Here is a 25,488-nt window from a genome sequence, read left to right as displayed (position 1 = left end):
AAGTGCCTCGGCTGGCGCACGCCCACTGAAGCCTTCAGAGAAGAGATGATGAACCTAAGATAGGGAAAGCTGTCGCAACGACCCTTGAGACTTCATTCCTAACCTTAGACCAGATTTCTGTCTGAGAGTGACGCCCTCGGAGAGGGTAACCCAACACCTCAAGAATGACGACACCGAGGTCTTTCCATGTGACCCGTCCCGATAGAAGGCAAGAAACGATCTTGGCGGGACGGCCATCGGGCATGAGGGTAGTCCCATCATTGAAAGCCTGCAAAATCGTTTCGATTTCAGTCGATTTTCCCTGACGGGATTCCCCGATGACAACGATGCCACGTGCCTCAAACCGTCCACCGATGGAGGCTTTGGTGTAGTAGTCGGTGGCGCACCAAGTCATGGCGTCCCGAAGGTGCTCAGACCGGATGAAGGGAAATCGAGCCTCCAGAAGTGGCTTGCGGACCCCGACAACAGCTTCATTGATAAAAGACATTATTTGAGCTCCTTCAGGTTTTTAGGCCGGGCGAGTTTCTCGGACTGGCTCGAGGCCTTTCCTTTCCGCAACTCTGGGCGCTCGGCTTCGACTTGAGTAATCGACGGCAACTGTGCCCCCGAAACAGCCGGATTCTCCGCCGGATTGGTCATGTCTCCCGCAGTCTCCTCAGGGCCATCAGCCACGACCCCGTCAATCACAGAACTTCCACCTCCAATCTGGAAAACCCCCGTTCCCGACGTAAGGTTGGTGATGTCATTGGGTGCAGTTGTGCCGGACAGCGTCTCTGTCCGGATAACTCGTGCGCCCGCGAAAATGGTCTTTGCAAGTGCCTGACACTCTTCAATGGTCGTGTAGCTACGGGGCAGATCATGCTCGACGCCGATCGAGGAGATTTCAGCAAAACGCCTACTCTTTACTTGCATAAGGTGATCTTGATAGATTTCTGTGGTCTCCGGATCCTCGCGCCGATATTCGGCCATGAGTTGCAATACCTCCCCGATGGTCATATCCGCGAAGACGGTCATCTGCAGATGAACTTCAATGGGATCGTGATAGCCCGGCATCAACACTGTCGCGATATTCAGATTGTCCGGGTCCACGAACACTTGGACTTTCCCTTTGAAAAACTGTTGGTCTCGGGTCTCCTGCAGAGCGTCAGAATTGAACCAGATACCACCGAAGACACGGACACCCTCATCGGAAGGGGTCGCACTGACCTCCCAGCCTAGCTGGATGCGCCGGACGTTCGGATCTTGTAGCCCCACCTGACCACGAGACTTGTTGATCTCTTGATAGACATCCCAAGGCCGCCGCCCGCCCATGCCGACGCCATAATGGCGCTCAAACGGATACTCATCGACTAGATAGCGGGTCAGCATCGCGTAGAGTGTTTCGACGTCGACTACACCATTCAGGATCGCGTCGTAGCCGGGGAGTTCCCCTGGGCGACGCCCGGTGTATCCGGGCATCAGCTTGAAGAAGCGGGATTCAAGCGTCCCAAAAATGCGCTCATCAGACGCACGATCTTCGGGGTGAAATGTTCGTGTGATGCCGTTGATCGTGCCCATTCCCGTCAATGCTTCGATCACCTTGGCATTCCGGAGGCCGGTCCCGTTGTCGTTGCGCAGATAAAGAATACCACAGCCTCGTGCCGGCTCTTTTTGGCAGCCGTAGCGACGCTGCTCCCGGGTCTTGTCGCGGGTAGCCATGCGCAGCAGCGCAAGGGTTGCATCAGAATTGGGGTTTTCGGTGATGATCCAAGCAAGTGGCATCCTGCTCGCGACATCGTACAAAATGAGAATATGTAGCCTTTTGCGGATGTATTCATCCACCTTCTGGACGATCGCCTTTTCATCCTCAGACAGTTTACTCCAGAGACCTGCCTTTTTCATGGAGACCACCATGGAGAACTTATTCTCATCCATGCCACACCACTCGCCGATCGCGAGGGCCCTGACATCTTTGCTCCCCCGTCCTCTGTTCCGCCGGGTTTCCCGTTGCCCATTGGTTGCAATCAAAAACTCCGTCTCTGTGACGAGGGTATCGCGATGTTGCTGGAGGGTCTTTTCTGCAGGGGTGACAAAGTCTGGCAGATCATTGAGCCGCCTAAATAAGTTTTCCTTATGGATCAGGGTTTTCAGATATGCATGAACATTCGCAACGCTAGTTTTCTTTTTGTCCAGCCCGATTTTTTCCCACGCCTCGGTCATGAGCTCGCGGATCCGCGGACATAGACGCGGCTTGCGGTTCCCCCGCATGTGAATAAGAGGAACGAGAGCCTCCTCAGCACCTTCGCTATGATCTAGAGCCTTGTAGCGCTGGTAGTACTCATTGATCGTCCGTCCCCGGTACAAGATGCGATCTTTGGATTTTTCTCCGCCACGCTGAGGCTTAACCCGAACCCGTTCACCCAGAAGCAATGAGGTTTGTTTCGCAATAAATTCACGCGCCTTCTCGGGATTAAGGGACCTGCCCGATGGCTTAAATTTGGGATCATCCTCGCGCCGCATCGCGACATAGATATCCACGGCCTTGCACATTGCGAGATGGTACCGTGCTAGTGCCCTCTGTTCGGGGTTTTTCAGGGCCTTGACGGACGCATACCCCCTGAGTCGATACCGCAGGCGATCGCCTGTTGTCGCCAGAGCCGAATTGATTTTCGCCCCTGGAAGCTTGAGGCATTCAATCAATCGAGAAAAGGTGACAACCATTGTGGTGCCATCCTCAACGCTGACCATCGAATAGCCGTTTTCCGTAACATTGGCCACGGACATAGTCCTGTCCAGGAGAGTAATCTCGGTCCCGATGTTGTAATTATAACGAGGATCGGTGGTCATGCTGCGACCCCAATCTGCGAATGCTCCCAAAGGACATGGTCCAGGTTTGCGTGGATGTGCCCACGGGCGACGAGCCGGTAGCAGGCCTGAAACGCCCGCGCCTGCGAGATCGGCACATGAGGAAACAGGTCCTTCATGAAATAAAGCGTCCGCAGGTTTCGGGCAGTTTCCCAGACGATGGTGTCCGCCTCATCATCTTTGACAGACATCCAGTGGTACATGCGAAAAAGGTTCTCCCGCCGCTGACGGGTGTAATCGTTCGCATTGACAACAATCATGTCATCGGCGGCGTCCTTAGGGGTTGCCGCAACGATCGCCTGGATGTCCCGGACGGTCCGAGGCTTCATCAGGCTGGCCTCATTGCGCACGAACACAAGGCGACGGTGCCCTGACCGGAAGGTCAGGAGCAAGTCGTGTGTATACCGCCGCTCGGCTCCAGCCTCATTGATGAACATCACCTCAAAGGGTTGGAAATGAAGATCATAGAGATCCGGGCACATAAGAGCCTGCACAGCGGTCGCCGCTTCGCCAGTGCTTTCCGCGATGCCCACCTTGGGCACCCAGTCATTAGCTGCCGTCCGGTAGGGGATGAAAATCTTATGGCTGGTATTGCTGCGGCCACTCGGATTTCGCACACCGTCGAACGGCAAAACCCCATAGATGTCGCCAAGTTGGATCGGATCCATCTTAGGAAGCTTGATAGGTGCCGGATACCAAGTGTCATTATCTTTGACCATTTCGAAATGGTCGACGTATTTCCGTTTCTTTACGGGCATGTCATTCACCTCAAAGAGAAGAACACCCCGACCGGGAATTCGGTCGCAGTCATCGCATGGCGCAGTGGGAGACGGGAGTGGATCACCACTCTCGTCCCTGATCTGCGCAAGCCTCTCCCGATCCCATTTTTACGATGGGCATGGCAGGCGAGGAGATGACGGGGAAAACCTTGAATGCTCAGGCATTACATGCTACCCAAGCAGGTGTACTAAGATGCGGTTTTCGTACCGTCCTGAGGAACGTCCGATCCGTTGGCGCGGACTGGACGTTTTCTTTTCTATAGGCCCATATTGTCCTTCCTATGGCTATCTGGTCTTGCCAGAGATTAGCGAAGACTAGCTCCCATTGAGAAAACTACCCTAGCAGATCTGCAGGAAGCGGTGAATATTATTGCTTGTTTTCAATGGCTTGCGAATTTTCTTTTATCTTATCTTTTTCGCACAACCCACCGACAATCGGTTGAGCACGGCGCGCGGCAGAATTCTAAATGTCGAGATATGAGCTCTCATTTCGCAGGACTTTGATCATGCGAAAAATATTTGCCCTAAATTATTTTTAGACCCATTTCACGCCGCGCACGCTAAGTTTCTCAATTATACCTCAACGTACCCACAGATTGTCGGTAGCGATTCTCTGCTTCATCCATCTTGCTCAAAGCTCTTTGCTCAAGACGCATAATAAAGTCGCATCGTCATGGTTCTGCACCTCAATATTCCTCTTGTTTTGCCCCGTTCTCCGCCGCGATCGTCGCGGTCTTTAGCGAGCACTTTCATCAAAAATATCAAAACGAATGCAAAACAACGAGCTTTGTTAAACCAACAGTTTTCGATCTATCAGGCCCTGATAGATATTTTTTCATCAACTTTACTCGCCAAAAGTTCTAGAGCCTGAGACTTCAGACATTGTTGACTTGATTAGTAGCTAAGGAGGAGCTGCGGATGGAGATGCCATTTGAAATCGATACGAGCACTATGGTTGGCCTAACGCGCCTACTTCGCTTTGCTATCAGGTTACGCGAAGATCCAGACGACGAAGCGGCGCTTAACCTGATTGAGAGCCGTTTACGCCTTGAGCCATACTGGCCTGAGTTTCGTGGAGCTCTCGAGGACTATTCCCGAAAACTCGATAGCCTCCACCCTGATCAGAAGTTTGAAGAAATTTGCAAATTGATTTATCAGGTGCTTCCACCCGAAGGACGGCTGCTTGATGATCTAACCGACGATATCTTGCACGAAGTCTATGAGCAAAGGGTGGTTCGGTTCTCGTTTCTCCCGAGCATGCTCCTTTGCTTACGATTTGCACGGTTTCAAACAATGCGCCGTAAGATATGGTACCACGGTTACACGATCCGATACGCAGGACGTAGTGAAGACAAGGCTCTTATGGCCTGCGCCTCTCTATTTCTAGATCTTCCGATCTATACAGAAACTGGGCTGCCTTGGCTGCCAGATGCGATACTAGATGATGGCGAGCCCAACTACGAAAAGCCCGATTATGAAATCTCTTTCCCACCTGCCTTGGCAAGACCGGAAGATGCGTGTGAGCTGGAAGAGAGCGTGCGCGCTGAGAAACTCCCGCGGTCCATTGATCGAGGGAAATATGATCTCGAAAGCGTTACATTAAATTACCTATCAATGGCTGATTGGCCCGCAACTGTCTTTGTTACATATGACTTTCTATCATCAACAAAGCAATCACGGCTCATAGCGAGACAGCGGCTCATACAATTTGACAGAGTTACTCAAGTTTCGCAACTTCGCGATTCCAAACCGAAAATTTTTTTCATCCGACTGGAAAAATCAAGTTATTTAAATGACAGTGTCTACTTCAACAGTTCGAGCAATTTAAATTCGCGACGTCGTGAAATATTTCGCTTTTCGAAAGAACGCGTTGTTTCTTATGAAGAAATCGAAGAAGCAGGATATTCTCTGAACCCATCTCGATACATGATTAAGGGACCTGCAGGGCGGAGGGATATAGATGAAATCACTCGCAATGGTTTCGAAGCAAAAAAGTTCAAATTATCAGACCTCTTTGAAGTAATCCGACCAAAAGAAACAAAGAATGCTGAGGAGGGAACACTTGAAATCCGAGAACTTCGCGCTGGAAATATTACTCCAAATGGTGAAATTGAAGGCGATTTCAGAAGAATTAATATTCGCGCCAGCAGGCAGCTAAGCCTTGAAGAACAAGAGATCAAGGCTGGTGATATCTTATTCGCCCATCGCGGCTCGATCGGGCGCGTTGCGTATATCTCAGAGGCCGATAAGGACAATATTGGACTTTGGGCGGGGCAAACTCTTTTCATCCTACGTGAACGGAAACTCACCTCGAGCTCAAAGTCAAAAGCATACTGTGACCCTCGGGTCTTATTCATGTACCTGATGACACCAGAGGTACGTAGGCAATGGGGATATGCTTTAACCGGAGTTAAGAACCCCTGCATTCCGATTGGTGAAGTCGAAAGCCTCGGTTTGCCCGAAAACATTGTTCTTCCTAAAAGGCCACGAAGGCGAATCTCTTCGAGGAATACGAAAGTTGCCGGCAGCTATGTCGAGCAAATAGTTTTTGAGTTTGACAAATGGCAAGAAAACCTCTTGCAAGTTCGCGAAATTCAAAAAGGCATGGATAATAGACTGAAGCGGGTGTGGGATATGGCTTGGACAAAACAGATTCAAATGAGCGATGAGTAGGTCGCCCAGCCGAAAACCACGCCCTATGGTCGCTGTCCTAACTGAATTTCATACGCGGCCAGATGTACGCAGTAAAGCCTACCAGCTCCGTATCTTCACCAGAACGGATGAAGCGACCACCGTACAAGAATACCTAGCGCAGATATCAACGGATCGACCTCGGGTAAGGAGCCCGATTATCTACTTCAGCTATTAAGTCAAACAAGCAATTAGAAGAAATTACAGATCATCGACAACATGATCAACCTGCTGAGAATTGATCTGAAACACGAGCTACTTCGGGCGTCAAAATTTCTGGGAGCACCACGTTTTTCTCAACTTATGCAATTGATGCTCCAAAAAAATTGAGATCCCTGATTTAAAGAAGTTCAAATTCATTTTTTATGCCCCCCATTCAGATGGCCCACCCTTGCAATTAGGAAACGAGAATGACAGGTGACCAATAAACGGCTAAAGCCGCAAGAGATTGTCATGAAACTACGTGATGCTGAGTTGTCAGTGGGGCTAAGCATATCCCGCCCGGATGCCATCACGCATCTCTACTTCGTCGCACAGACCAAGTCTGTGCCTCCCCTCGATGAGATTGCACATACTGGAACAGATCAAGACTGAAAGTGCGCGAAATATTTCGATAAGAAATACAGACGGAGCGCTGATAACAACATATAATACGTTGTGTTAACCAAATACTCTGAGCTGATGGCGATAGTTAATGCTGTCTAAACATGGCTTCGGTAGCTCACCCTGCAACAAATCTAGGCAATTATGGTGATAATCACCATCCACCGCCCAACTTGATTTTCCGATGACGTTCCTTCCTGTTTCAAACCCTACCCCGATCCACAGAGAAACCCTGTATTCATACCTGAGCCGCCTTGCAGCAGTGTGGCAGACAAAAGCCCCCGATCTCGCAAAAGATATGGGCGCGTCTTTCAAACTACTTCTTGAGCAGGATGAGGCCGCCATTGAATCTTTCGCGGACTGGGCCGGCCTTCAACCTGAGGTCATGGCCGAGTTGCTATCGTGGACCGGCGTCCGAGCCGGGAACGTTCGGATGAAGTTCCGCGATGAGCTTTACACCTCCAGGGCGCTGCGTAATCCGATAATGCGCGGCTGTCCGATCTGTCTGCAAGAAGATGTAGCTCAGGCAGGTGAAGCCTCGTCAACTGCAATGGCGATGCGTGGACACTGGCAGATGCGGGAAGCTCACCTTTGCGTCCAGCACCATCATCCCCTGGTTCGATTTTGGGAGGCATCAAAGCCGAGGTCGCGCTTTGATATCGGCGCGCGGCTACAGGAGATCAAAGATGATATCTTGTCTGGGGCATTGGACTGCCCACGGCAGACGCCAACTGCCTACGACCTTTGGCTCGATCAGCGACTGGAGGATGGATCTGATGACACCTGGCTCAAGGACCATCCTGTTTTTGTGACAACAACCTTTTGTCGACTTCTGGGAGAAGTGCTGCTGAACGAACCAGATTCCGAGCAGGCCAGAGTTTTCGGAACCATCCATAGCGCCGCCTTCGATGTCGTAGTGCAGGGTGAGGAAGCCATTCGTGAGGCATTCCACCAGATTGCAAGTCGCGCGACCGGGGCACTTGATGAACCCTACAAAATCTTTGGAAAACTATTTTCTCGATTGCAGCATGAATACCGTGATGAGCAAGACTTTCATCCATTTCGCGACTTATTGAGAGATTGTATCTTCGCGAACTGGCCCATTGCAGCGGGCGAAGAAGTCCTCGGCAAAGCTATCGAAAGCCGAAAGCTGCACTCTCTCCGTACCGCAGAAAGAGAAACCGGCATCGGAGCCAAGGTGCTGGAGCAATTTCTGGTCGAAGCCGGGGCATTCAGCGCCGATGATAATCGCCCCCCAAACCGCAAGATTTTTGATGCGCAGGCCTATGCCGAACTATTGATCGAGATCCCCACCCTAGTCGGGCCAATCGCCATGCGCGAGGCTATGGGGGCAACTCGGCAGGAGCTAAGCGCTTTGACGGATGCCCGAGTGCTTGTTCCCCGAACTCAGGTCGAGAAGGTCAAGAACCCGTGGCGCATCTGTGATGGGCTTTCCCTAGTCCTTGAATTGTCGCGCGATGCCGTCCCCGTCGACGCGGAAGAGAACGACTGGGAAACCCTTCTTCTTGCGTGCGCGCGCAGAGACACCAATATCGCGCGCCTCGTGCAGGCCATCCGTGAGAAGCGCCTAAGCGTTGGTCATCGTATCGGAGTGAGTGGTTTTCACGGGATCGTTCTGCGAAAGTCCGAGGTGGACCGGATTACATCACCGCTTCGGCGCGCCAAAAAAGCAAGCTTATCAGATCTATCTGGCACGGTGCCCGCAGCTACAGTTGGACGGTCGGTCGGCTTGAGGAATGGTGGCACATTCCAACTATTGATCGAAGCTGGGTATGTGTCGGCACGGCAGATCACGAACCCCCACTCCGGGCGGTCGCAGTACCGGATGACACCAGAAGACATTGCGGCGTTTCACGAGCGGTTCGTGACATTAACGACGTTGTCGGATGAAACTTTGCTACATCGAAACACCTTGCGAGGCCTCATCACCGCACAGCGGATCAAACCGTTTTCCCCAGAAGGCCAGGATTTTGGAGCAATCTACCGGCGTGAAGATATTGCCCCAATCATGAAATCAGTTGTTCGGCTTGCGCATTGAGGAATTCTCTCATTGTGCATTGATTGTTCCCCAGATCCAAGGCAATCGCTCCATTGGATTAGCAGACAACAATGCACCAACGTTCAAAATGGACCAGTCGGATGAGGTTGCTCACCAAGTGCGCCGTCGCTCCCGGCCCATTGCGACCGGTCGGGATTGCGCCGATGCCGCAGTGCAGCTTCACCAGACCTGACTTTCGAGGCATCCCGCAGCATTTTCGACAAGCCAAGGTCAGCCATGCGCAGAAAGCGAACCTAGCTCCGCTGAGCTCATTTTCGGGAATGCTACCGTTCATTCTGAACGCCGTGATCGGCCCCTCCGAGCCCTCCTTAAACATCAGCTCAGGTTCGCGTGGCCAGCCTGTTTCGTGCCTCAAGCAGTTGGCTGCGAACACTCGAAGGAAGTGCGATGTTCTCGATGACCCAATCCGCAAGCTCGACAGTTTCGGCCGCTTGCTCACCTGTAGCCCCTTGCTCGTCAGGCAGAAGAATTCTCCGGCCAAGAACCGGGTTCAGCGCAGAGCTTCCACAGCGAAGTTCCCCATGATCGTAGTCTGCCGCGAAGATTAGATTGTGGTTCAGGGCAGCGTGTCGTAGCTCCTCGGACGCTTGGGGGTCTGTCAGCTTGGCGAAGCGCGAGCCAACCAAATGAGGCATGTAGTCGGCTTGTCGTTCCAACTGCTCACGGAATGTGACGGTCGGCTGACCATGGCGAATTTTACCGAACAGATAGCTGTCGAGTGGGCAGCACAGGCGGCGAATTGCATAGACGACGCGGTCGAATTTGTAGAGGTCTTCGCGATGTAAGGTGTACCCGTAAACTTGATAGCGATTGTGAGCATCGCCGTTGTCGGAAATCCGACCAACGAACTGCTCCACCGTTTCCACCCGCCAGTGCATGTCAATTTCGGTCGGCTTGATAAGCAAATCGGGCAAAAGGTCACCGGCCAGTGCAGAGACCTCGGGCAACAGCCGTTCGAGGTCATGACCGTAAGACTGTCGTTCACCCGGTGCCCTGATCCCAGAATGTCCGTTCAGAAGCAGCACTGCCTTCATCATCTTTTCAAGGCAATGGGTCGCGTTCCATAGGAAGTCCAGCGCAAGGTTCCGCTGGAAGCACCACCGGGCGACCACGTAGTTCTGGTCAGCCGTGTCGAGATACATGTCGTAGACGATGTTGTTCCTAAGTGCCTGTTGCTGGGTGATCTCCATGCTGCCTCTCTGTTTAAGCCTCGTTTGAACGGATTTCGCTGTATTTTGCGGAAGAAAAGAGGCCAGGGACTAGTCACCGGCGTCTGGTGCTCACCTCATACTGGTTCATCCGCGTTCCCGGATGCTGGGTGAAACTGTCCTTCTTTAGCGGGCATCTGTGACCGGACGGTGCAGACATTCATGACCTCACCGTATAGACAAATCCGTCTGGTGGCCCTCTATTGCAACGTTTGAATTTCAAAGCGATATTACCGTCAACAGAAGGGTTACCGCATGTCCGATAAAAACAAAAGTGATGCTGGCAATGTCGTCCAGCTTCGACCGCCAAAAGCAGGCCGTGCCTCCGAGAAGAAATGGGGCAAACAGGTCATGGACCTCGGGTTCTGTATCGTGCCGTCTCTGCTGCTCAGGGCACAACAGCGGCTCGGCCTGAACCCAACGCAGCTCGCTGTCCTGATGCAGCTATGCGATTTCTGGTGGGAGGATGCACGCAAGCCCCATCCAGGCAAGAAGCTTCTGGCCGAACGGCTTGGCCTCAGTGAGCGACAGGTGCAGCGATACATAGCCGAACTGGAGCAGGCGGGCCTTGTCGAACGCATCGAGCGACGTGCGTCTCACGGCGGCAAGATAACAAATACCTACGACTTGGGCGGTCTGGTGGCGCGGCTGAAAACGCTCGAACCGGAATTCCGTAAGGTCGAGGAAGACGTGAAGACCGAACGCAAGGCCGTGGCGAAGCGCGGCTACAAGCCAAAACGCAAACCACCTGCTACCGCGAACTGACGAATTCAATGTCCTGAAATGCTGAGCCCCGGGCGCATACCTAGGGCAGAGGCGGGTCCGGGGCTAACGAGGCACATATGACCAGTCCCACCCCAAATGTCAAGAATTTTGACCTGAACGACGACATTCTCGATGAGCTGGAAGCAACGTTGTCGGCGGATCGGCTCGGGACATATCTGACCGCCACTGGTGGTGAGCGGGCCGAAGCAGTCAGACTTTACACGTGGAATACGGCGGTCAGCGCGGCTTTCTATGGGCCACTTCAGGCCCTTGAGATCGCACTTCGAAACGCGATGAACCGTGAGCTGGCCAGCGTATATGGACAGACATGGTACGACAGCGGCAAGGCCGGTCTCGACAGTGGTTGCCTTGCACGGGTTGAGCAAACCAAGCAAGGGCTACGCAAGGACAAGTATCCAGACAATGCGCCTCATGTCATCGCCTCGCTATCGTTCGGTTTTTGGGTGTCCCTTCTGGGTCCGGGCGGCTACATCGACTGGAAAACGAAGACGAAAGCCAACTACGAGATGACGCTCTGGCGTCCTGCTCTGAGACGCGCGTTCCCGCATGCTGCCAGCATCTCCCGCAAGAACGTTCATACGCCGCTGAACTTCCTGCGCACTTTCAGAAACCGGATCGCTCATCATGAACCGATCTTCACCCGGCACCTTGAGAAAGACTACCAGAACATCCTTGAGATTGCTGCGTGGATCGCACCGCATAAGCGGGCATGGATCGAGGCGCATAGCAGGGTACCAGAGATCCTGGCAACGCCCCGCGACGCTGACAACCTGAAGTTTTAATATCCAACCTTCCTGGCGTATAGACTAGAAACTGCAGCTTAGTTCTCGCAAAGCGAAGGCCTGGAACGTCCGCGCCTCACTCGCCCAATGGTCTTGGGATGAAGGTCCGGTTCACCGTGCGGGCAACCTGAGAGAAATGTCGAGTTTGGGCTGAGAGCGGACTTGCGGCGGTGCAGCGCCAGAAGCGGCTGCTCACTTTCGGCAATTGACGGCAATGCGCAGGAAGCGTACCTGGCTCGGCAGAGATCATTTCTCGAAACCGGCCTCTCAGGCAAAGCACAGCGATCGGCTACAACGAGCCCAACTTGACGGATGCTGCAACTTGCACGAATGGCCACCTAAAGAATCTCTGGGAGTTCTGGCTCGGCTTGTTGCTCGTATGTTTGGAAGACGATTGGTGTTTTGGCACGCGTGTCCCGTAGTTCTGGTGCTTGGCCAGCTTCAACGAACCTGCCGATGTAGAACAACCCAACATAGTATCTCGACGCTGGATATCCGTTCAGTTCGGGACTGTCTTCCGAAAGCCGAATAGCCGTATGGGCCATCTTGGCGCACGATATCGAGGTGCGAGCGTCAAACGAAACAGGATCGAGCGTAAAGCCAAAACACCCATTTTGCCCTTCGTGGACAACATAAGTGCCTGAAGAATGGAGATATAGGTGGGAGCCTTGCCACCATCCTGTGTCTTCAAAAAGGTCAACGGAAGCCGCCCTATCACCGTCAGTGATGGTGAATTCTCTGTTCCAGTCGCTGTGAAACCCGAACATGGGCGTCACTGACATACTTACAGTCGCGCTGCCATGAAGTTTGGCAATAGCTACATACTCTGAAGGGCAAGCCGATAGCGCTAAGAGCATACCTACGGCGCCTGTGAAAATACCGAATCTGCTGAAAATCATTACCCGGCATCAGACACGCAAAACAGACATCGGTGCAAGTGCGGCGAAATGGTGCTTTGTCCGCTCCTTGGTCGTCCAATGGCCTCGGGATGAAGGTCCGCTTCCCGGGTCGGGTTCCTAGAAGTGAAGGTCGCGAAGGGCTGAGAGCGGACTTGCGGCGGCGCAGCGCCAGAAGCGTTTGCGCACGGTTGGCAGACGTCGTTCCCGGCCCAGAGCCGCCATTCATGCCTTGCGTAGCATCAAATGGAGAGGGAAGGTCAGGTGTGCGAACATAGCTGAGGAAACTTAGTCGAAAAGCGGCCATGATTCTTCGGAAATGAAATTTAAATTAGGATTTTGAACCCATGAAGAGCAACTCAACTGATGAGTTTCAAAGGCGTCTCAACCTGGCCCGCAACGGCGGCGGAATCCTCTTCTGCGGCGCAGGGTTTTCTGCAGATTGTCTGAATTTCAAACCAGATGAAACTATTGGAACAGGCGCACAACTGCTCAATCTCTTTAATGTCGAACTCCGTCAAGATCCGCCATACAAGGATTTGCGAAACGCTGCCGACGTCCTGTGGGACAAGATTGCCGATCACGGCATGGAGATGCTCCTGAAAGAACGGTTCATAGTTTCTGACGTCACTTCCGACATGGCCGATCTGTTGCGTTACCCATGGCAAGGGGTCTACACGACAAATTATGACAATGCGCTCGAGATTTCGGCGCAGGCCGCGCACTTACAAGTCGATGACCTCAACAACACCGATGATCCCAGCATCGCCACGCAAAATCTCCCAATCGTCCATCTACATGGCTATGTCAAAAAATGGGACATACACAACATCCGTGAAAGCTGCGTGCTCGGCGCAGAAAGCTACTCGAAGCTTACCCATGTAAAAAAGTGGCTAGGCCGCTTTCGACGCGACATAGATCAGGCTCAGGTCGTGGTCTTCGTCGGTTTCAATGCCGGTGATTTCCACCTTAACCAAGCCATCAACGACCTGACAGGCTTGCGTGAAAAGGCGTTTTTCATCAATCGCCCGACCGCCCAAGTCGACCCGGACGTCACGGCGGCTCAAAAGCGGCTCGGCACTCCGTTCTTTATCGGCCGTTCCGGGCTTGCCACTATCATCCGAGACCTTCTGGCTACGGATGCACCGGAAGAACCACACCTTGCCAGCTTCACGAAATTCACGCCTCCGGCGCCCTCAGCTTCGGTTCCCACGCGAGACCAGATCGAAGACCTATTTCTCTACGGCAAGGTCGAGCCCTCGCAACTCTCAAGGGATATTTCTAACGATGTATCCGAATACCACATACAACGCAGCACTATACAGGAAACTTTAGACGGCATTGCAGATGGCGCCCGGATCGTACTTCTCGAGGGATATCCCTGCGATGGCAAAACCATGCTTGTAACAGATCTTGCCTACCGCCTGTCGGGTTCAAGACCAGTCTACCAGATGCGTCAAGCTTATGAGAGCTTGCTGGATGAGGTGGCAAATATTCTTCACTATGATCCGAGCGCGGCACTGATCATCGAGAACTGCTTTGATCTGCCAGCAGAACGACTTGCCAGCATCGCGCGCCAGTTTGACGGGCACGAAGGCGTTTTGATCCTCACCAGCCGAGCCGTGGCGGTCGATGCCAGTCCGGTTGGCCTCGCATCTCTCGAAGGCTTCGGCAGTTTTCGGAAAAGGCCACTATCCCGTCTTGACGAGAACGAAGCGACCGCCCTGAGCGAACTCGCTGATCAGATCACCGGGTGGCGCGATTTTCGTGCGCTTGATCCCGCTGCGCGGCTGCGGTTTATCCAGAGCACCTGTGAGGCGAGCCTTCCGCATTTCATGATGCGATTGCTCAAATCGCAATACGTTACTGATCGGTATCGTGAAGAATTCAACAAACTGTCACTTAGCCAGACCGAGCGCACTGCGATCATCATCGCGCTATATATTGCTCATCTCGGCGAGAATGCACCGGTTTCCTTCCTAAGTAATGCGATGGATATGGACTATGGCGCCATCATCGACCGGCTGAACGCCAGTGCCGGAAATGGCACCTTCCGTCTCGTTCGCCGGATCGGTGAGATCATCCAGACTGTCCCCTCAATCGGGGCACAGAACATACTGCAAAACTTGTTCAAAGATGCAGAAATCGTCGATGCCATCGTTCCTTTGCTAACGAACCTGGCGGCAATTTATCGCGACGCGTTCGAACAGCGCATGTTCAAGCAGATGATGCGGTTTTCAATCCTTTCCGATGTAGTTACCGACAAGAGCGAGATCGACCGGTTCTTCGAACATAATAAGCAGGAGCCGCAAATCAGGCGAATGCCGCTTTTTTGGCTGCAATGGCATATGGCCAAATGCGTGGCGGGCGAGCTGACTGTCGCCGAAAAGTTTCTCGAACAGGGATATTTTGAAGCCAATGAACTCGAGCGCCGTAAAGGCAAGGTTTTCGACAAGCGCCAACTCGACGACCGGCGCGCAAAATTTCTGATGTTGCGGGCGGAAAAAACCAATCGCGGCGGGGCCGACCTATTCAGGGATTTCAAAGAAGCAATCGAACTTACTGACAAGATCCTGCGCCAGAATGATCCGCAGCACTATCCGTTCGAGACTGTTGCCGAGATCGTGCGGACCCATGGCGTGGTTGGTCACCACTTGGGTGACGGGCATAAAGAACTCATATCAAAAGGGATGGACAACCTCGCAACCTATGCAGCGAAGCGACTTGGTGTAATTTCCCCCGGATATCAAAGAGACAGGGCTCAATCTGCGCTCGATAATGTTAGCTCATATTTATAAGAGAACGAATGTGAGTTGACTCAAAAGCATTTTCATCTGCGAGAGGAGACCGCGCCACATTGATCTGATCATCTGTTTCGCGTTGGCTTGCCTTGAATGTCGACCATCTCCGCCTCCTGTAAAGTCGGCTTTAGCGGTGCAGTGCAGACTTTCGCGTCAGATGCAGCGAAGGTCTGCAAACCGCCGATGCTGTTGAAAAAGTCTCTGTTGCGCTGCGGCAAGTCTTTCGATTCACTCAACTATGAGGTGATGGGAGGATTTCGGCATGATGGGCAGGCAAGAGGCACCGGCGCAGCTATTTTACGACTTTGATCTAGAACAGCACGTCCCAGCCAACCACATGCTGCGAGAGATCGACCTGTTCCTGAATGGTGACGCCCTGCGTGAGGCGCTGCGCCCCTTCTACAGCCACCTTGGGCGGCCCTCGATCGACCCCGAACTGATCATCCGGATGCTGGTAATCGGGTATGTCATGGGGATCCGTTCAGAGCGTCGGCTCTGTGACGAAGTTCATCTAAATTTAGCCTACCGCTGGTTCTGCCGGTTGGGTCTGGAAGGCAGCGTCCCAGATCACTCGACCTTCTCGCGCTATCGCCACGGCAAGTTCAGGGAAAGCGGTCTTCTGCGGCAGGTCTTCGAAGCCACGGTTGAGCGTTGCCTGAAAGAAGATCTTGTTTCGGGCGAAGGCTTCGCAGTCGATGCGAGCCTGATCTCGGCTGATGCCAACAAAGTCCGGTCCATCGCGGCGGAAGACTGGAGCCCTGAGGCCGCGCGACAAGCCGACAACAGGGCAGCGCGTGAATATCTGGAGACACTGGATGATGCCGCCTTCGGAGCCGCGTCACCGAGCCAGCCGAAGTTCGTGGCCAAGTCCGATCCGGCAGCGCAATGGACGCGCGCTGAGGAAAGCCGCCCTTATTTTGCCTATGCCACCAACTACCTGATCGACACCAAAAGCTCTGTAATCATGGATGTTGAGGCGACAAGAGCGATCCGCCAGGCCGAGGTCGGGGCATCGCGTACCATGCTGGACAGAACGGAAAAGCGCTTTGGCATCAAGCCGGACTGGCTGGCCGCCGATACGGCCTACGGCAATGCCGAGAACCTGGGATGGCTGGTCGAGAAGCGCAGCATCATTCCGTTCATCCCGGTGATCGACAAGTCGGAGCGGACCGATGGTACATTTTCCCGCTCGGATTTCGAATGGGATGAGAAGAATGATCAGTACATCTGCCCCGAAGGCCATGGCCTCAAACAGTTCAGACGCAACTATTCCGATCCGACCCGCGGGCAGGATACTGGTGGGCGGAAGAAATACCGTGCTTTGAAGGCAACCTGCCAGGTCTGCCCCTCCAAGGAGATTTGCTGTCCGAGGGCCGATGCCCGATATGTCACGCGCGAGCCCCATGAAGAGGCACGTGAGTTCGCCCGGCAGTGCCGCAAGACCAAGGCCTACAAGGTGTCGCGCGACAAAAGGAAGAAGGTCGAGATGCTCTTCGCCCATCTCAAGCGCATTCTTGGTCTGACAAGGTTGCGGCTACGCGGACCAAACGGCGCGAAGGACGAATTCTTGCTCGCCGCCATCGCCCAAAACCTACGAAAACTTGCGAAGCTACGCCCGCGAAGCATCAAACAGGAGGCCGCAGCATGAGCTGAGCGGTCATCTTATCGCCTTGAGGCGGAGGAACGGGCCGCAGCCCGAACGCAAAGGTGTTGCTCGTCGAAACAGGGCTTCAAAATCGGCAATTTCGACAGACTTTTTCAACAACATCCGCCCACTTACCAAATCCAACTTGAAATGCAGCACTCAGCAAAGGCGATGTAAAAGAGGGACCGATACCCGGTTTCGTTGGAGATACACCCGTTCGCAAACAGTGTCGGCGCCATGAGACCCAGATGAGGGACCGGCGGTCACCGGGATCTTCCAGTTTCCTTTTAGGGTTGACCTCAAGAAGTAGGTGAAGGCGCTTATTGTAGGCGCATTTGCGTTGGATCGAAGGTCAACTCCATCTCCTTCCAGTCCTCGTACTTTCCTTCTGGAAGAGGGTACCCCGCACGCTGGCATCGCAAGATGGCGCGTCGAGCAGATAAAAAGGCTCTCTCAGCAATCTCCTCATCAGAAGCATCATGAGACATCAATTGAATGCTCTCCGCGTTCACCGTCCCATCAAGGTTCATTCTGAAAGAGACCGTGACAGTGGTTTCAGCCTCAGGAGAGCCGACATCCACCACCCAGCATTGCTGCACTGAGATGGCAAGACGGGCCCGTTCACCTTGCGAAAGAGGTGCCTCGTTCATGGCAGGTCGTGACGGGTTTAAACCTCCATCAATCGGTTCTCGTTGGCTTGATCTGAATATCCCAGAAAGAAGAGCTTTACTAAGAGGATTGGCGCTGCTGTATTCATACTTCGGGAGATCATCTGCTTCATCCCACCGCAATGTCACGTGGACCAATTCGCTTTCATCACATCGAAAAAGAACATGGTGCTTCTCACCATCGATGACGAGCTTGAGGCGGCTCATCAAGTCCCCCTCAATATCCCCTGCATAAACTGAGGAGAATGGGGATGTGCTTGCATATGAAGCTCCAATGACTGTGATCGCTTCGAGGCTTTTCACACAGCTTTCCGAGCTTCCGGTGGCCGTTCTACCGTCTTCCAGTATCGGCTTTATGCCTTCCAATGTCAGACCCTTCAAATCTTGTGCGTGCGCCGCGGTGGCAGTGAATAGGGCGATGAGAGGGAGAGCCAGGAGGCGCATCATAAGAACTCAGAATGTATCGATGGTGGCGACCATCTCTAGTTGAACAGGATTATTCCCTAGAGCGCCACTGACATTATGGCGCTTACTTTAACATTTAGTATTTCCGAAGAACGACATGGACCCAAACGCCCGCATTACATTCAGCTTCCAATTCGGCCTTGATCCCGGTCGCATCCATCAACAGATGGAGCGGCCCCGACACGCCACGATAAGGGATGGCAACGTTCAGCGTCTTCTGACTGCGGCACAAAGTGCTGAAGTCGGGAACCCTCCAGTCAAGCCGAGCCAAACGCAGCAGGCTTTCTACGAAGCCTGTTGTTTGCCTCAAGGGTATGCCGAACAGTACCTTCATCGTCACACAAATCTGGATCGCTGCGTCGCTAAACTCGCGTTGAAGCCCCCCCCCTTGTCTGTCGGCGGCGCATACCACGAGATCTCGGAACCAAACTAGATTGATTGCGAACCTCGCTGCTTCAGCGCCGTGTTCTACGAAGGCCAATTCCTGATCTTGTACTTTGTAGGGGACCAACTGCTCATGCACCGTTGCTACCCCACTGGATTCACGCAGTGAATCCTTAACACCATTTGCGCAACATGTATAACCGCCCCTTGCGCAAGAGGGTTTTCGAGATGTTTCGCGCGATGTCGGGTGCTGACATGTATCCGGCCTCATGAGGCGGCCTCACATATGCTGTCAATCGGCATCGAATTTTAACCCCCAATCGGCATTCAAAAGTGACCCCCTGATGCTCGACGGCAGCTGGCCCCTATGGTGTACGTAGATCGGATCCAGATCAAAGCCGCGTGCTCGAAGGCACTCTGTTGCGCACTGGTTCTCCCGATCCCGTCTCACGACGATTGCGCCAAACTGCTCCTTGCCCTCTTTTGCGCCGACGTCCTCGCGACCCTGACGGCTTACACCGCCACGGCCGGAGCCTTGTAAACGCCACCTCGGGCCATCAGGGCCCAGACGATGCGCGCCATTTTGTTGGCCAGCGCCACCCGCACCAGCATCGTCGGCTTGCGTGTCAGCATCCCACCCAGCCAAGTGCCGGGCTTGGCTGCCGCATGCACATGCCGCTTGATGATGACGCTGTTGGCCCCGATGATGAGCAATCACCTCAGGGATCGCTCGCCCATACTGGTCGTGGCCCCTAGCCGTTGCTTGCCACCGGTCAAATGCTGTCGTGGCACCAGACCAAGCAAGGCCGCAAAATCGCGGGCCTTGCGGAAGGTCTCGGGCGGCGGGGCCAGGACCGCGATTGCCGTGGCAATCAACGGACCAATGCCCGGCACCGTCATCAGTCGTCGGGCCACGTCGTTCTCTTTAGCCCGGCGGGCGATCTCAGTGTTCAGTTTCCCGATCTCCGCATCGAGGCTGGCAAGCGTCATGATCAGGACCTTCAAAGTGGCGATGGCATCGGCGGGTATGCCGCTGTCCGGGTCCTCCACGACGACGATCAGTTTCGATGTGTTGGCCGCCCCCTGTGGCACAACCTGGCCGAACTCGGTCAGATGACCACGCGGGGCGTCAATCGCCTGTGTGCGCTGTCGGATCAGTAACTCCCGGACACGAAAGACCATCGCCGCGCCTTGGGTCTCTTCACTCTTCACTGGCACAAGCGCATTGTCGGGCGCACCGCTGCTTCACAGATAGCCTCAGCATCTGCCGCGTCGTTTTTTTTGGCGCTTGACGAAGGGCTTGACGTAAGCAGGTGGGATCAGCCGAACGGCATGCCCCAATTTGCCTATCTCGCACCCCCAGTAGTGAGCGCCGCCGCATGCTTCCATGGCGATTACGCAAGACGGCAGCTGGCTGAAGAACTTCAACACCTCCGTCCGCCTAACCTTCTTGCGCAAAACTGCACGGCCCGCGCCGTCCGCTCCGTGGACCTGAAAAACATTCTTCGCCAGATCGACTCCGACCGTAATAATCTCCGACATGACCGCTCCCCTTTGTGGATCCTCGTAAACCCACCTTGGCACACAGATGCCGTCGGGGGGCGGTTACATCATCAAAGCCGCTTCCAAGTGCAAATTTCCATCGAGGGTTTCAATCGCAGTAGTGCGTTGTGATCGGAATTCTTCCTTCAGCTTCCTGCGCAATGCCGATCTAGGGCTGTCAAAGATGCTGCTGATTGCTTCGAAAGTCCGGTCTGGTGAAGCTGCAATGCAGCGCAACCAGACCGATGAATGACGGATCAGGGCCGGAATTAACAGACACGTTAGTGGTGGCGGTCACAGGCGGACCGGCAACTACCTGTACATTGCGTCACCGCGAACTGTTGGGATCCGCCTTTTTTACGGTTCCCACAATCGAAAAATCGGACGCAAAAAAGCACTACCTGAATCCGCGAACCAGATAAGCCCCTCTGAGATGAATTACTCCGTGAGTTTTTCGAACGCTCGGCCTTTTCTGTGCCGTCAGCAATGACCGCTTCTAAGCGCGCCAGGCAAGTGTTTATTATTAATCAAGCACTTGAAAAATTATCATGCAGAATTGAGAAAAATTCTTGACACGGCGCGCAACAAAAATGGCCGTTTCGCGCATTCATATGGCCCATCCACAACATGTGGGGAAATTGGCGCTCGCGGGAGGACTCGAACCCCCAACAGCCCGATTAGAAGTCGGATATTCTATCCAGTTGAATTACGCGAGCGCTGTTTAGTTGGACCATGTGCTGTCTGCATACAGTCCACATTTGAATTTGTGCAACCCAAAACCTGAGTCGCGGTAGGCGTTTGATTCGCAGCGGTAGGTCTACCGCGACGCATCTTCTTGATTCTTGGCCCCTTACACACACACGGTAGGTCGCAGGGGTATACTTCTGCTCTATCCAGTTGAGCTATGGAGCCGCAGGATTGACCGAATTTGGTCACATTCCCATCGTTACGCCCGACCTGTTAGGCGCAAAACCCCAGCAAATCAAGCGCTCATAAGTCCCTGAACCTATTGAAAACAAATTTTAACGATTGGCGCAGTTCGTCCCAAGTTACGCCAGATTCGTTACTATTATTTACATATAAGCGGGAAAAACCCGCAGACGATAAGTTCTGGAGTGCAATATGAGTTTCCATCCCCAAGCGCGGACGTTCCGCGCTGTGTCGGGACCCGTGGAAAACCCCTCGTCCCTGCGGGCGACGGGCAGCCGCAATGGGGTTAAAACCGGCTTCGCACCACGCCATGCAGGCGTTCATCGCCTGTATAACGCTGTGATCGCAGCAGCATTGATCTCGGTCTCGCTGCCGCTGTTTGTCACCATCTCGGTGGCTCTTCTGCTGACCCAGGGACCCGGGATTATCTATCGCGGCGAACGGATCGGGTTGAACGGCAAGTCCTTCAATATCCTCAAGTTCCGCACGCTTGATAACCACAAAGCGGCCGAGCTGACCTCGGACAAAGTTCTGCCTACGGACTCGAATATCGAGACACCTCTGGGCCGCTACCTGCGGGCCTCGCGTCTGGATGAGATGCCGCAACTGTTCAACGTGCTGATGGGGCACATGAACATGGTCGGCCCCCGTCCCGTGCGCAAAGCCATCGCGGATATCGAGCGTCTGCGCGTGCCGAACTATGACCACAAGTTCCGCGTAAAACCCGGTCTTGTAGGCCATTCGCAAGCCTACATGACACATGGCACATCAAAGCGTATCCGCGCCCGTTACAACAACATGTTGGTAACCGCGCCGGTGAACTACCGCTACGAAATGGCCCTGTTCGCCAAGGTTGGCCTGAACGTTCTGCTGCGTGCTGCCGAGGAAAGCTGCAAGCGTCTGACCCAGAAGGGCGCAGACCAGATTGCCAAGGATCGCGCCCGCCGGATGCAACTGGCGCTGGTTGATCAGGGCTCTGACAAGACCCAACTGGTGACTGCTCTCAGCGCGAACACGCTGGTCCTGCGCCGCCCGTTGTTTCTGGCCCGCAATGACCGCTACTGGGTCGAGATCACCCTCGCGGGTGGGCGGGTGCGCCGTGCGGCGGTGGCTCTGACCCCGCTGGATGGCACCGGAACGCGCTTTGCTTATAGCTGCCGCAGTGACGCGGCCCGCTACATGATCGAACGCTATGTGCTGGATCTGGCCGTTGTTGGCCCCAGCCGCCCCACAGGCCGCAAAAAGGCCAACACCAATCTGCAACCCGCTGCCGTTGTGCAGCCCGCCTAAGCCACAGAAGGGGGAGGTCTCGCCATGAAACGTGTCGCATTTTTCCTACCCCATTTTGAGGTTGGCGGGGCTGAGATGGTCATCTTGCGGCTGCTGCAAGGTCTGGACCGGACCGCATTCCAACCGGTTCTCATCTTGCAAGCCCGCCGCGGCGCTTTGCTGGACCGTCTGCCTGCTGATGTTGCGGTACTGGACCTTGGTGGCGCGCGGGCCAGTCGCGCGGTCCTGCCGCTAAGCCGCTTGCTGCGCCGCGAAGGGTTTGACCTGACCTATACGGCGACCAATGCCACCAATCTCTTGATGCTGGCCGCCCTGCGTCTGGCCCGCGTTCGGACCCGCGCGATTGTATCGGAACACACGCCCCTGACCGGATTTCTGGGCCACGCCAAGGCTCGCGCCCTGCGCACCCTCGCGATGAAGGCACTTTATCGCGACGCCGCGATGCTGGCCGCACCCCTGCCCCAGATCGGTGAAGAACACAGCACTCTGCTTGGCCGCATGGCTCCGTTCCATGTTCTGCCCAATCCGGTGATCGACAGCCTACCGTCACTGCCCCGCCCCGCCATCTGTGCAACCCGACTGGTCAGCGTGGGCCGTTTGGCCGAGGAAAAGCGCTTTGATCTGATGATCCGCGCCTTTGCCGCTGCGCACGCTGAGAACCCTGATCTGCGCCTGACCATTCATGGCGAAGGCCCTGCGCGCCCCGCGCTAGAACAGCTGATCCAGACCCTTGGGCTGACCGATATTGTCTCGCTTCCCGGTCGCACCGACGATGTGCCCGCCGCACTGGAAAAGGCCGACCTGTTTCTCTGCACCTCGCGCCTTGAGGGGCTTGGCAACGCCATCATCGAGGCGATGGGCGCAGGGGTCCCTGTCCTCAGCGTGGATTGCCCCTTTGGTCCCGCGCACCTGCTGGAACAAGGCAACAGCGGTGCGCTCTTGGCCTCGGACTGCCCCGAGGCGATCGCCCAAGAAATTCTGCGGCTGGTGCCTGATGCGCCCCGCCGCACCGCCTACCAAACCCGCGCCCGCAAAATGGCGCAACGCTACACCATCACCGCCGCCGTGGCTGCCTATGAAGGCTGCTTCACCCGAGCTCTGGCCTGATACATCGGAGGATCGCCATGTCACGCCCAATGCTTTTCGAATTCGACGCCTCTCAGAAACAGGACTTTGTGTCGATCATGGAAAAGGTCTTTTCCCGTGAAAGCGCAGAGCGCAAAGCGCAGGTCTGGGACTGGCTCTTCAAAAAGACCGACCTCAGCGGCGATTGCACCAAAGGGCGCGGCACGCGGCGCGGAGATCAGACCGTCGGCGCTTGCCTCGTACTGCCCTATAACCTGTGGATCAACGGGGAAACCCAGCCCTCGCGCTGGCCGGTGGCAGTGGGCGTGGACCCCAAGCATCGCGGCGCTGGCCTGCCCTTGGTGCGCAGTTTCTTTAACAACGGTACCTACTATGGCGGGATGCCCGCTAACGATGACATCGCCAGCCTTTACAGGCGTCTGGGGATGGCCGGTCAGGTCATGCTGCGCAACTACTTCGCCCCCCTGCGCCCCGGCACCATCCTGCATCGCCGCAAGGGCCTCCCGAAACTGGCGGGCAAGCTGATCGACGGTGCGTTCGGCCTCGTGCGTCGCGCCAACGCCCTGCACCTGCCGAAACTGCGCCCCTCAGAGCGCATTGGTGACGTGACCGAGGTCGGCTACGCCTTCGACAGCCTCTGGAGACGGGCACGGGTGGGCTATCGCCTGATCCTTGCGCGGGACGCGGAATATGTGCGCTGGCGGTTTCTGGAGTGCCCGCTGCACAAGTATGACCTGCAGGCTCTCTGGGTGGACAATGTGCTGGCTGGCTACGTGGTCACCCGTCTGGATCAGCAGCATGACCGGACCACGGGAATGATCGTGGATATCTTTGCCGCACAAGGCGACATCCGCCCGTGGCGCCTGCTGCTGGACGCTGCGATCAAGCGCCTGCACGATCAAGGGGCCGAGCAAGTGCAGCTACAACTGCCCGAAAGCGCATGGCCGGTAGCCAAGCTGAAACAACATGGCTTCTGGATGAACAAAGCTATGACCTTGCTCCAGCTTTATGCCCACGACGAAGATGAAAACAACCGGATGCCCTGCCTGCACCGCAGCTGGTACTTTACCCGAGCGGATAGCGATCAGGATTACTAGGCCGCAGCTGGCGGCTTCAGACGCACCTTATGGCGGGCCGGATGGTATCCGGTCCGCTTCCAGCACCAGTCGGGCCAGTCGATCCCCCGCCGCCCGTCGCGCCAACGCTGGACCAGCAACAACAGCCACAAGGGCATCAGGTATCCCGCCCCGATCGCGGCAAACATCACCACACGATCAACGGTGCCCAAGGGGCGCTTTGCCACTTTGGCAAAGCTGGTGTTGGCTTCATACCGGCTTTCCATTTGTTCGGGCGCACCACTGACCCCCAGAAAGCCGATCAGAGACCGGCGCAACGCGCCGTCGTCTGCATGCAGGTCTTCATAGGTCAGAAAGAAGCACTCAGACCGCCGCGCGATCCGTCGCAAGAACCGACCGTAGAGCGTATTGACCACCGCCCCTCGCGCAATATCTGCCCAACGGCGCAACCCCTTGGCAGGGGTGCGGTCAAAACCGTGCAGGCGCGACAGGATCATGCCCTCGGTCCGGCGGTGAACCAGCACAAAACGGGCATCGGGAAACGCTCGGGCGATCTGGGCAAACATCAACGTGTGGTGCGGGGATTTCTCGACCCACGCCGAGGCGCCTTTCACGCGGGCATGGGCGTCCATCACATGGCGAAACACATCCGCGTAACTGGATGCCTCATGCACGGCCAAGGCCAGCGTCTCTGGCGTCAGCCCCAAGAGCTGCCCGTAATCAGACAGCACAAAGGCCTGCGCAAAGCGCACCCGTGCCTCCAAATCCGACCAAGGCCCGAAGGCGCGGGCGAAATGCGAGAAAAAGATGCTTTCATGCACGCCGCGATGGTCCGCCGCCTCAACCCCCGCGACCGAAGGCAGCGCGGCCAGCTGGTTGGCCATCCATGTGGTACCGGACCGCTGCAAACCAAGGACAAAGATCGGCGTCAT

General features: G+C 55.0%; 15 protein-coding genes, 1 tRNA gene and 2 pseudogenes. 9 read left to right on the top strand and 9 right to left on the bottom strand.

Going from position 1 to position 25,488, the window contains the following annotated elements:
* Positions 1–34 precede the first annotated feature (34 nt).
* From CLV74_RS11215 to CLV74_RS11205, 3 genes are read right to left on the bottom strand one after another with little or no spacing between them, the layout of a single operon-like run.
* Positions 35–487 carry a P-loop NTPase family protein gene (locus CLV74_RS11215; protein ID WP_106264674.1) on the bottom strand — a complete coding sequence of 151 codons (453 nt, stop codon included), beginning with the start codon at positions 485–487 and terminating at the stop codon, positions 35–37.
* Entirely contained in the window at positions 487–2,826 is a 2,340-nt protein-coding gene (locus tag CLV74_RS11210) for a DDE-type integrase/transposase/recombinase (RefSeq protein ID WP_106264672.1), read from the bottom strand. The genes CLV74_RS11215 and CLV74_RS11210 overlap by 1 nt, the downstream gene beginning before the upstream one ends.
* A complete protein-coding gene (locus tag CLV74_RS11205; protein ID WP_106264670.1) occupies positions 2,823–3,602 on the bottom strand; it encodes a hypothetical protein in 780 nt (259 codons plus the stop codon). The genes CLV74_RS11210 and CLV74_RS11205 overlap by 4 nt, the downstream gene beginning before the upstream one ends.
* Before the next feature lie 939 nt (positions 3,603–4,541).
* On the opposite strand from CLV74_RS11205, the gene CLV74_RS11200 reads away from it, so the two are divergent.
* A complete protein-coding gene (locus tag CLV74_RS11200) occupies positions 4,542–6,296 on the top strand; it encodes a restriction endonuclease subunit S (RefSeq protein WP_106264667.1) in 1,755 nt (584 codons plus the stop codon).
* 805 nt (positions 6,297–7,101) lie between these two features.
* Entirely contained in the window at positions 7,102–8,976 is a 1,875-nt protein-coding gene (locus tag CLV74_RS11195; protein WP_106264665.1) for a TniQ family protein, read from the top strand.
* Between the two features lie 341 nt (positions 8,977–9,317).
* Here CLV74_RS11195 and CLV74_RS11190 read toward each other — a convergent pair whose 3' ends face one another.
* Positions 9,318–10,187 carry a hypothetical protein gene (locus CLV74_RS11190; protein WP_106264662.1) on the bottom strand — a complete coding sequence of 290 codons (870 nt, stop codon included), beginning with the start codon at positions 10,185–10,187 and terminating at the stop codon, positions 9,318–9,320.
* A 273-nt stretch (positions 10,188–10,460) separates the two neighbouring features.
* On the opposite strand from CLV74_RS11190, the gene CLV74_RS11185 reads away from it, so the two are divergent.
* The 4 genes from CLV74_RS11185 (at position 10,461) to CLV74_RS11165 (ending at position 17,118) form a co-directional block, all read left to right on the top strand.
* The gene (locus tag CLV74_RS11185; RefSeq protein ID WP_106264660.1) at positions 10,461–10,970 is read left to right on the top strand and encodes a helix-turn-helix domain-containing protein; all 510 of its coding nucleotides are present in this window, start codon (positions 10,461–10,463) and stop codon (positions 10,968–10,970) included.
* A gap of 77 nt (positions 10,971–11,047) precedes the next feature.
* A complete protein-coding gene (locus CLV74_RS11180; protein ID WP_106264658.1) occupies positions 11,048–11,773 on the top strand; it encodes an Abi family protein in 726 nt (241 codons plus the stop codon).
* Positions 11,774–13,016: 1,243 nt separating this feature from the next.
* Positions 13,017–15,467, top strand: a complete 2,451-nt coding sequence (locus CLV74_RS11170) for an SIR2 family protein (RefSeq protein WP_106264654.1) — start codon at positions 13,017–13,019, stop codon at positions 15,465–15,467.
* A 265-nt stretch (positions 15,468–15,732) separates the two neighbouring features.
* A complete protein-coding gene (locus tag CLV74_RS11165) occupies positions 15,733–17,118 on the top strand; it encodes an IS1182 family transposase (protein ID WP_106264652.1) in 1,386 nt (461 codons plus the stop codon).
* Between the two features lie 317 nt (positions 17,119–17,435).
* On the opposite strand, the gene CLV74_RS11160 is transcribed toward CLV74_RS11165, so the two are convergent.
* From CLV74_RS11160 to CLV74_RS11145, 4 genes and pseudogenes are all read right to left on the bottom strand, one after another.
* Positions 17,436–17,990 carry a hypothetical protein gene (locus tag CLV74_RS11160; protein WP_146134940.1) on the bottom strand — a complete coding sequence of 185 codons (555 nt, stop codon included), beginning with the start codon at positions 17,988–17,990 and terminating at the stop codon, positions 17,436–17,438.
* A gap of 370 nt (positions 17,991–18,360) precedes the next feature.
* Positions 18,361–18,707 (bottom strand): annotated as a pseudogene (locus CLV74_RS11155) (transposase); the annotation flags it as partial.
* A gap of 438 nt (positions 18,708–19,145) precedes the next feature.
* A pseudogene (locus tag CLV74_RS11150) lies at positions 19,146–20,174 on the bottom strand (IS110 family RNA-guided transposase).
* A 639-nt stretch (positions 20,175–20,813) separates the two neighbouring features.
* Positions 20,814–20,890, bottom strand: a tRNA-Arg gene (locus tag CLV74_RS11145).
* A gap of 406 nt (positions 20,891–21,296) precedes the next feature.
* Between CLV74_RS11145 and CLV74_RS11140 the strand changes: the two genes are divergently transcribed.
* The 3 genes from CLV74_RS11140 to CLV74_RS11130 are packed head-to-tail and all read left to right on the top strand — an operon-like array spanning position 21,297 to position 24,577.
* Positions 21,297–22,394 carry a sugar transferase gene (locus CLV74_RS11140; protein WP_106264648.1) on the top strand — a complete coding sequence of 366 codons (1,098 nt, stop codon included), beginning with the start codon at positions 21,297–21,299 and terminating at the stop codon, positions 22,392–22,394.
* Between the two features lie 24 nt (positions 22,395–22,418).
* Complete coding sequence (locus CLV74_RS11135; protein WP_106264646.1) at positions 22,419–23,501, top strand: glycosyltransferase; 1,083 nt, start codon at positions 22,419–22,421, stop codon at positions 23,499–23,501.
* A gap of 17 nt (positions 23,502–23,518) precedes the next feature.
* Positions 23,519–24,577: a GNAT family N-acetyltransferase gene (locus tag CLV74_RS11130; RefSeq protein ID WP_106264644.1), complete on the top strand. Its 1,059-nt coding sequence runs from the start codon at positions 23,519–23,521 to the stop codon at positions 24,575–24,577.
* On the opposite strand, the gene CLV74_RS11125 is transcribed toward CLV74_RS11130, so the two are convergent.
* Complete coding sequence (locus CLV74_RS11125; protein ID WP_106264642.1) at positions 24,574–25,488, bottom strand: sulfotransferase family protein; 915 nt, start codon at positions 25,486–25,488, stop codon at positions 24,574–24,576. The two genes, CLV74_RS11130 and CLV74_RS11125, sit on opposite strands and share 4 nt — an antisense overlap.

Source organism: Donghicola tyrosinivorans (assembly GCF_003003355.1).
In the GTDB taxonomy this organism is placed as follows: domain Bacteria; phylum Pseudomonadota; class Alphaproteobacteria; order Rhodobacterales; family Rhodobacteraceae; genus Donghicola; species Donghicola tyrosinivorans.
Note: the sequence above shows the minus strand (reverse complement) of the source record. Positions and strands in the feature narration are given on the sequence as shown.

Bases quoted from the DNA above. Each gene is read 5' to 3' on its own strand.
- CLV74_RS11215 (WP_106264674.1), bottom strand. From the start codon at position 487: ATGTCTTTTATCAATGAAGCTGTTGTCGGGGTCCGCAAGCCACTTCTG.
- CLV74_RS11210 (WP_106264672.1), bottom strand. From the start codon at position 2,826: ATGACCACCGATCCTCGTTATAATTACAACATCGGGACCGAGATTACT.
- CLV74_RS11205 (WP_106264670.1), bottom strand. From the start codon at position 3,602: ATGCCCGTAAAGAAACGGAAATACGTCGACCATTTCGAAATGGTCAAA.
- CLV74_RS11200 (WP_106264667.1), top strand. From the start codon at position 4,542: ATGGAGATGCCATTTGAAATCGATACGAGCACTATGGTTGGCCTAACG.
- CLV74_RS11195 (WP_106264665.1), top strand. From the start codon at position 7,102: ATGACGTTCCTTCCTGTTTCAAACCCTACCCCGATCCACAGAGAAACC.
- CLV74_RS11190 (WP_106264662.1), bottom strand. From the start codon at position 10,187: ATGGAGATCACCCAGCAACAGGCACTTAGGAACAACATCGTCTACGAC.
- CLV74_RS11185 (WP_106264660.1), top strand. From the start codon at position 10,461: ATGTCCGATAAAAACAAAAGTGATGCTGGCAATGTCGTCCAGCTTCGA.
- CLV74_RS11180 (WP_106264658.1), top strand. From the start codon at position 11,048: ATGACCAGTCCCACCCCAAATGTCAAGAATTTTGACCTGAACGACGAC.
- CLV74_RS11170 (WP_106264654.1), top strand. From the start codon at position 13,017: ATGAAGAGCAACTCAACTGATGAGTTTCAAAGGCGTCTCAACCTGGCC.
- CLV74_RS11165 (WP_106264652.1), top strand. From the start codon at position 15,733: ATGATGGGCAGGCAAGAGGCACCGGCGCAGCTATTTTACGACTTTGAT.
- CLV74_RS11160 (WP_146134940.1), bottom strand. From the start codon at position 17,990: ATGAGCCGCCTCAAGCTCGTCATCGATGGTGAGAAGCACCATGTTCTT.
- CLV74_RS11140 (WP_106264648.1), top strand. From the start codon at position 21,297: ATGAGTTTCCATCCCCAAGCGCGGACGTTCCGCGCTGTGTCGGGACCC.
- CLV74_RS11135 (WP_106264646.1), top strand. From the start codon at position 22,419: ATGAAACGTGTCGCATTTTTCCTACCCCATTTTGAGGTTGGCGGGGCT.
- CLV74_RS11130 (WP_106264644.1), top strand. From the start codon at position 23,519: ATGTCACGCCCAATGCTTTTCGAATTCGACGCCTCTCAGAAACAGGAC.
- CLV74_RS11125 (WP_106264642.1), bottom strand. From the start codon at position 25,488: ATGACGCCGATCTTTGTCCTTGGTTTGCAGCGGTCCGGTACCACATGG.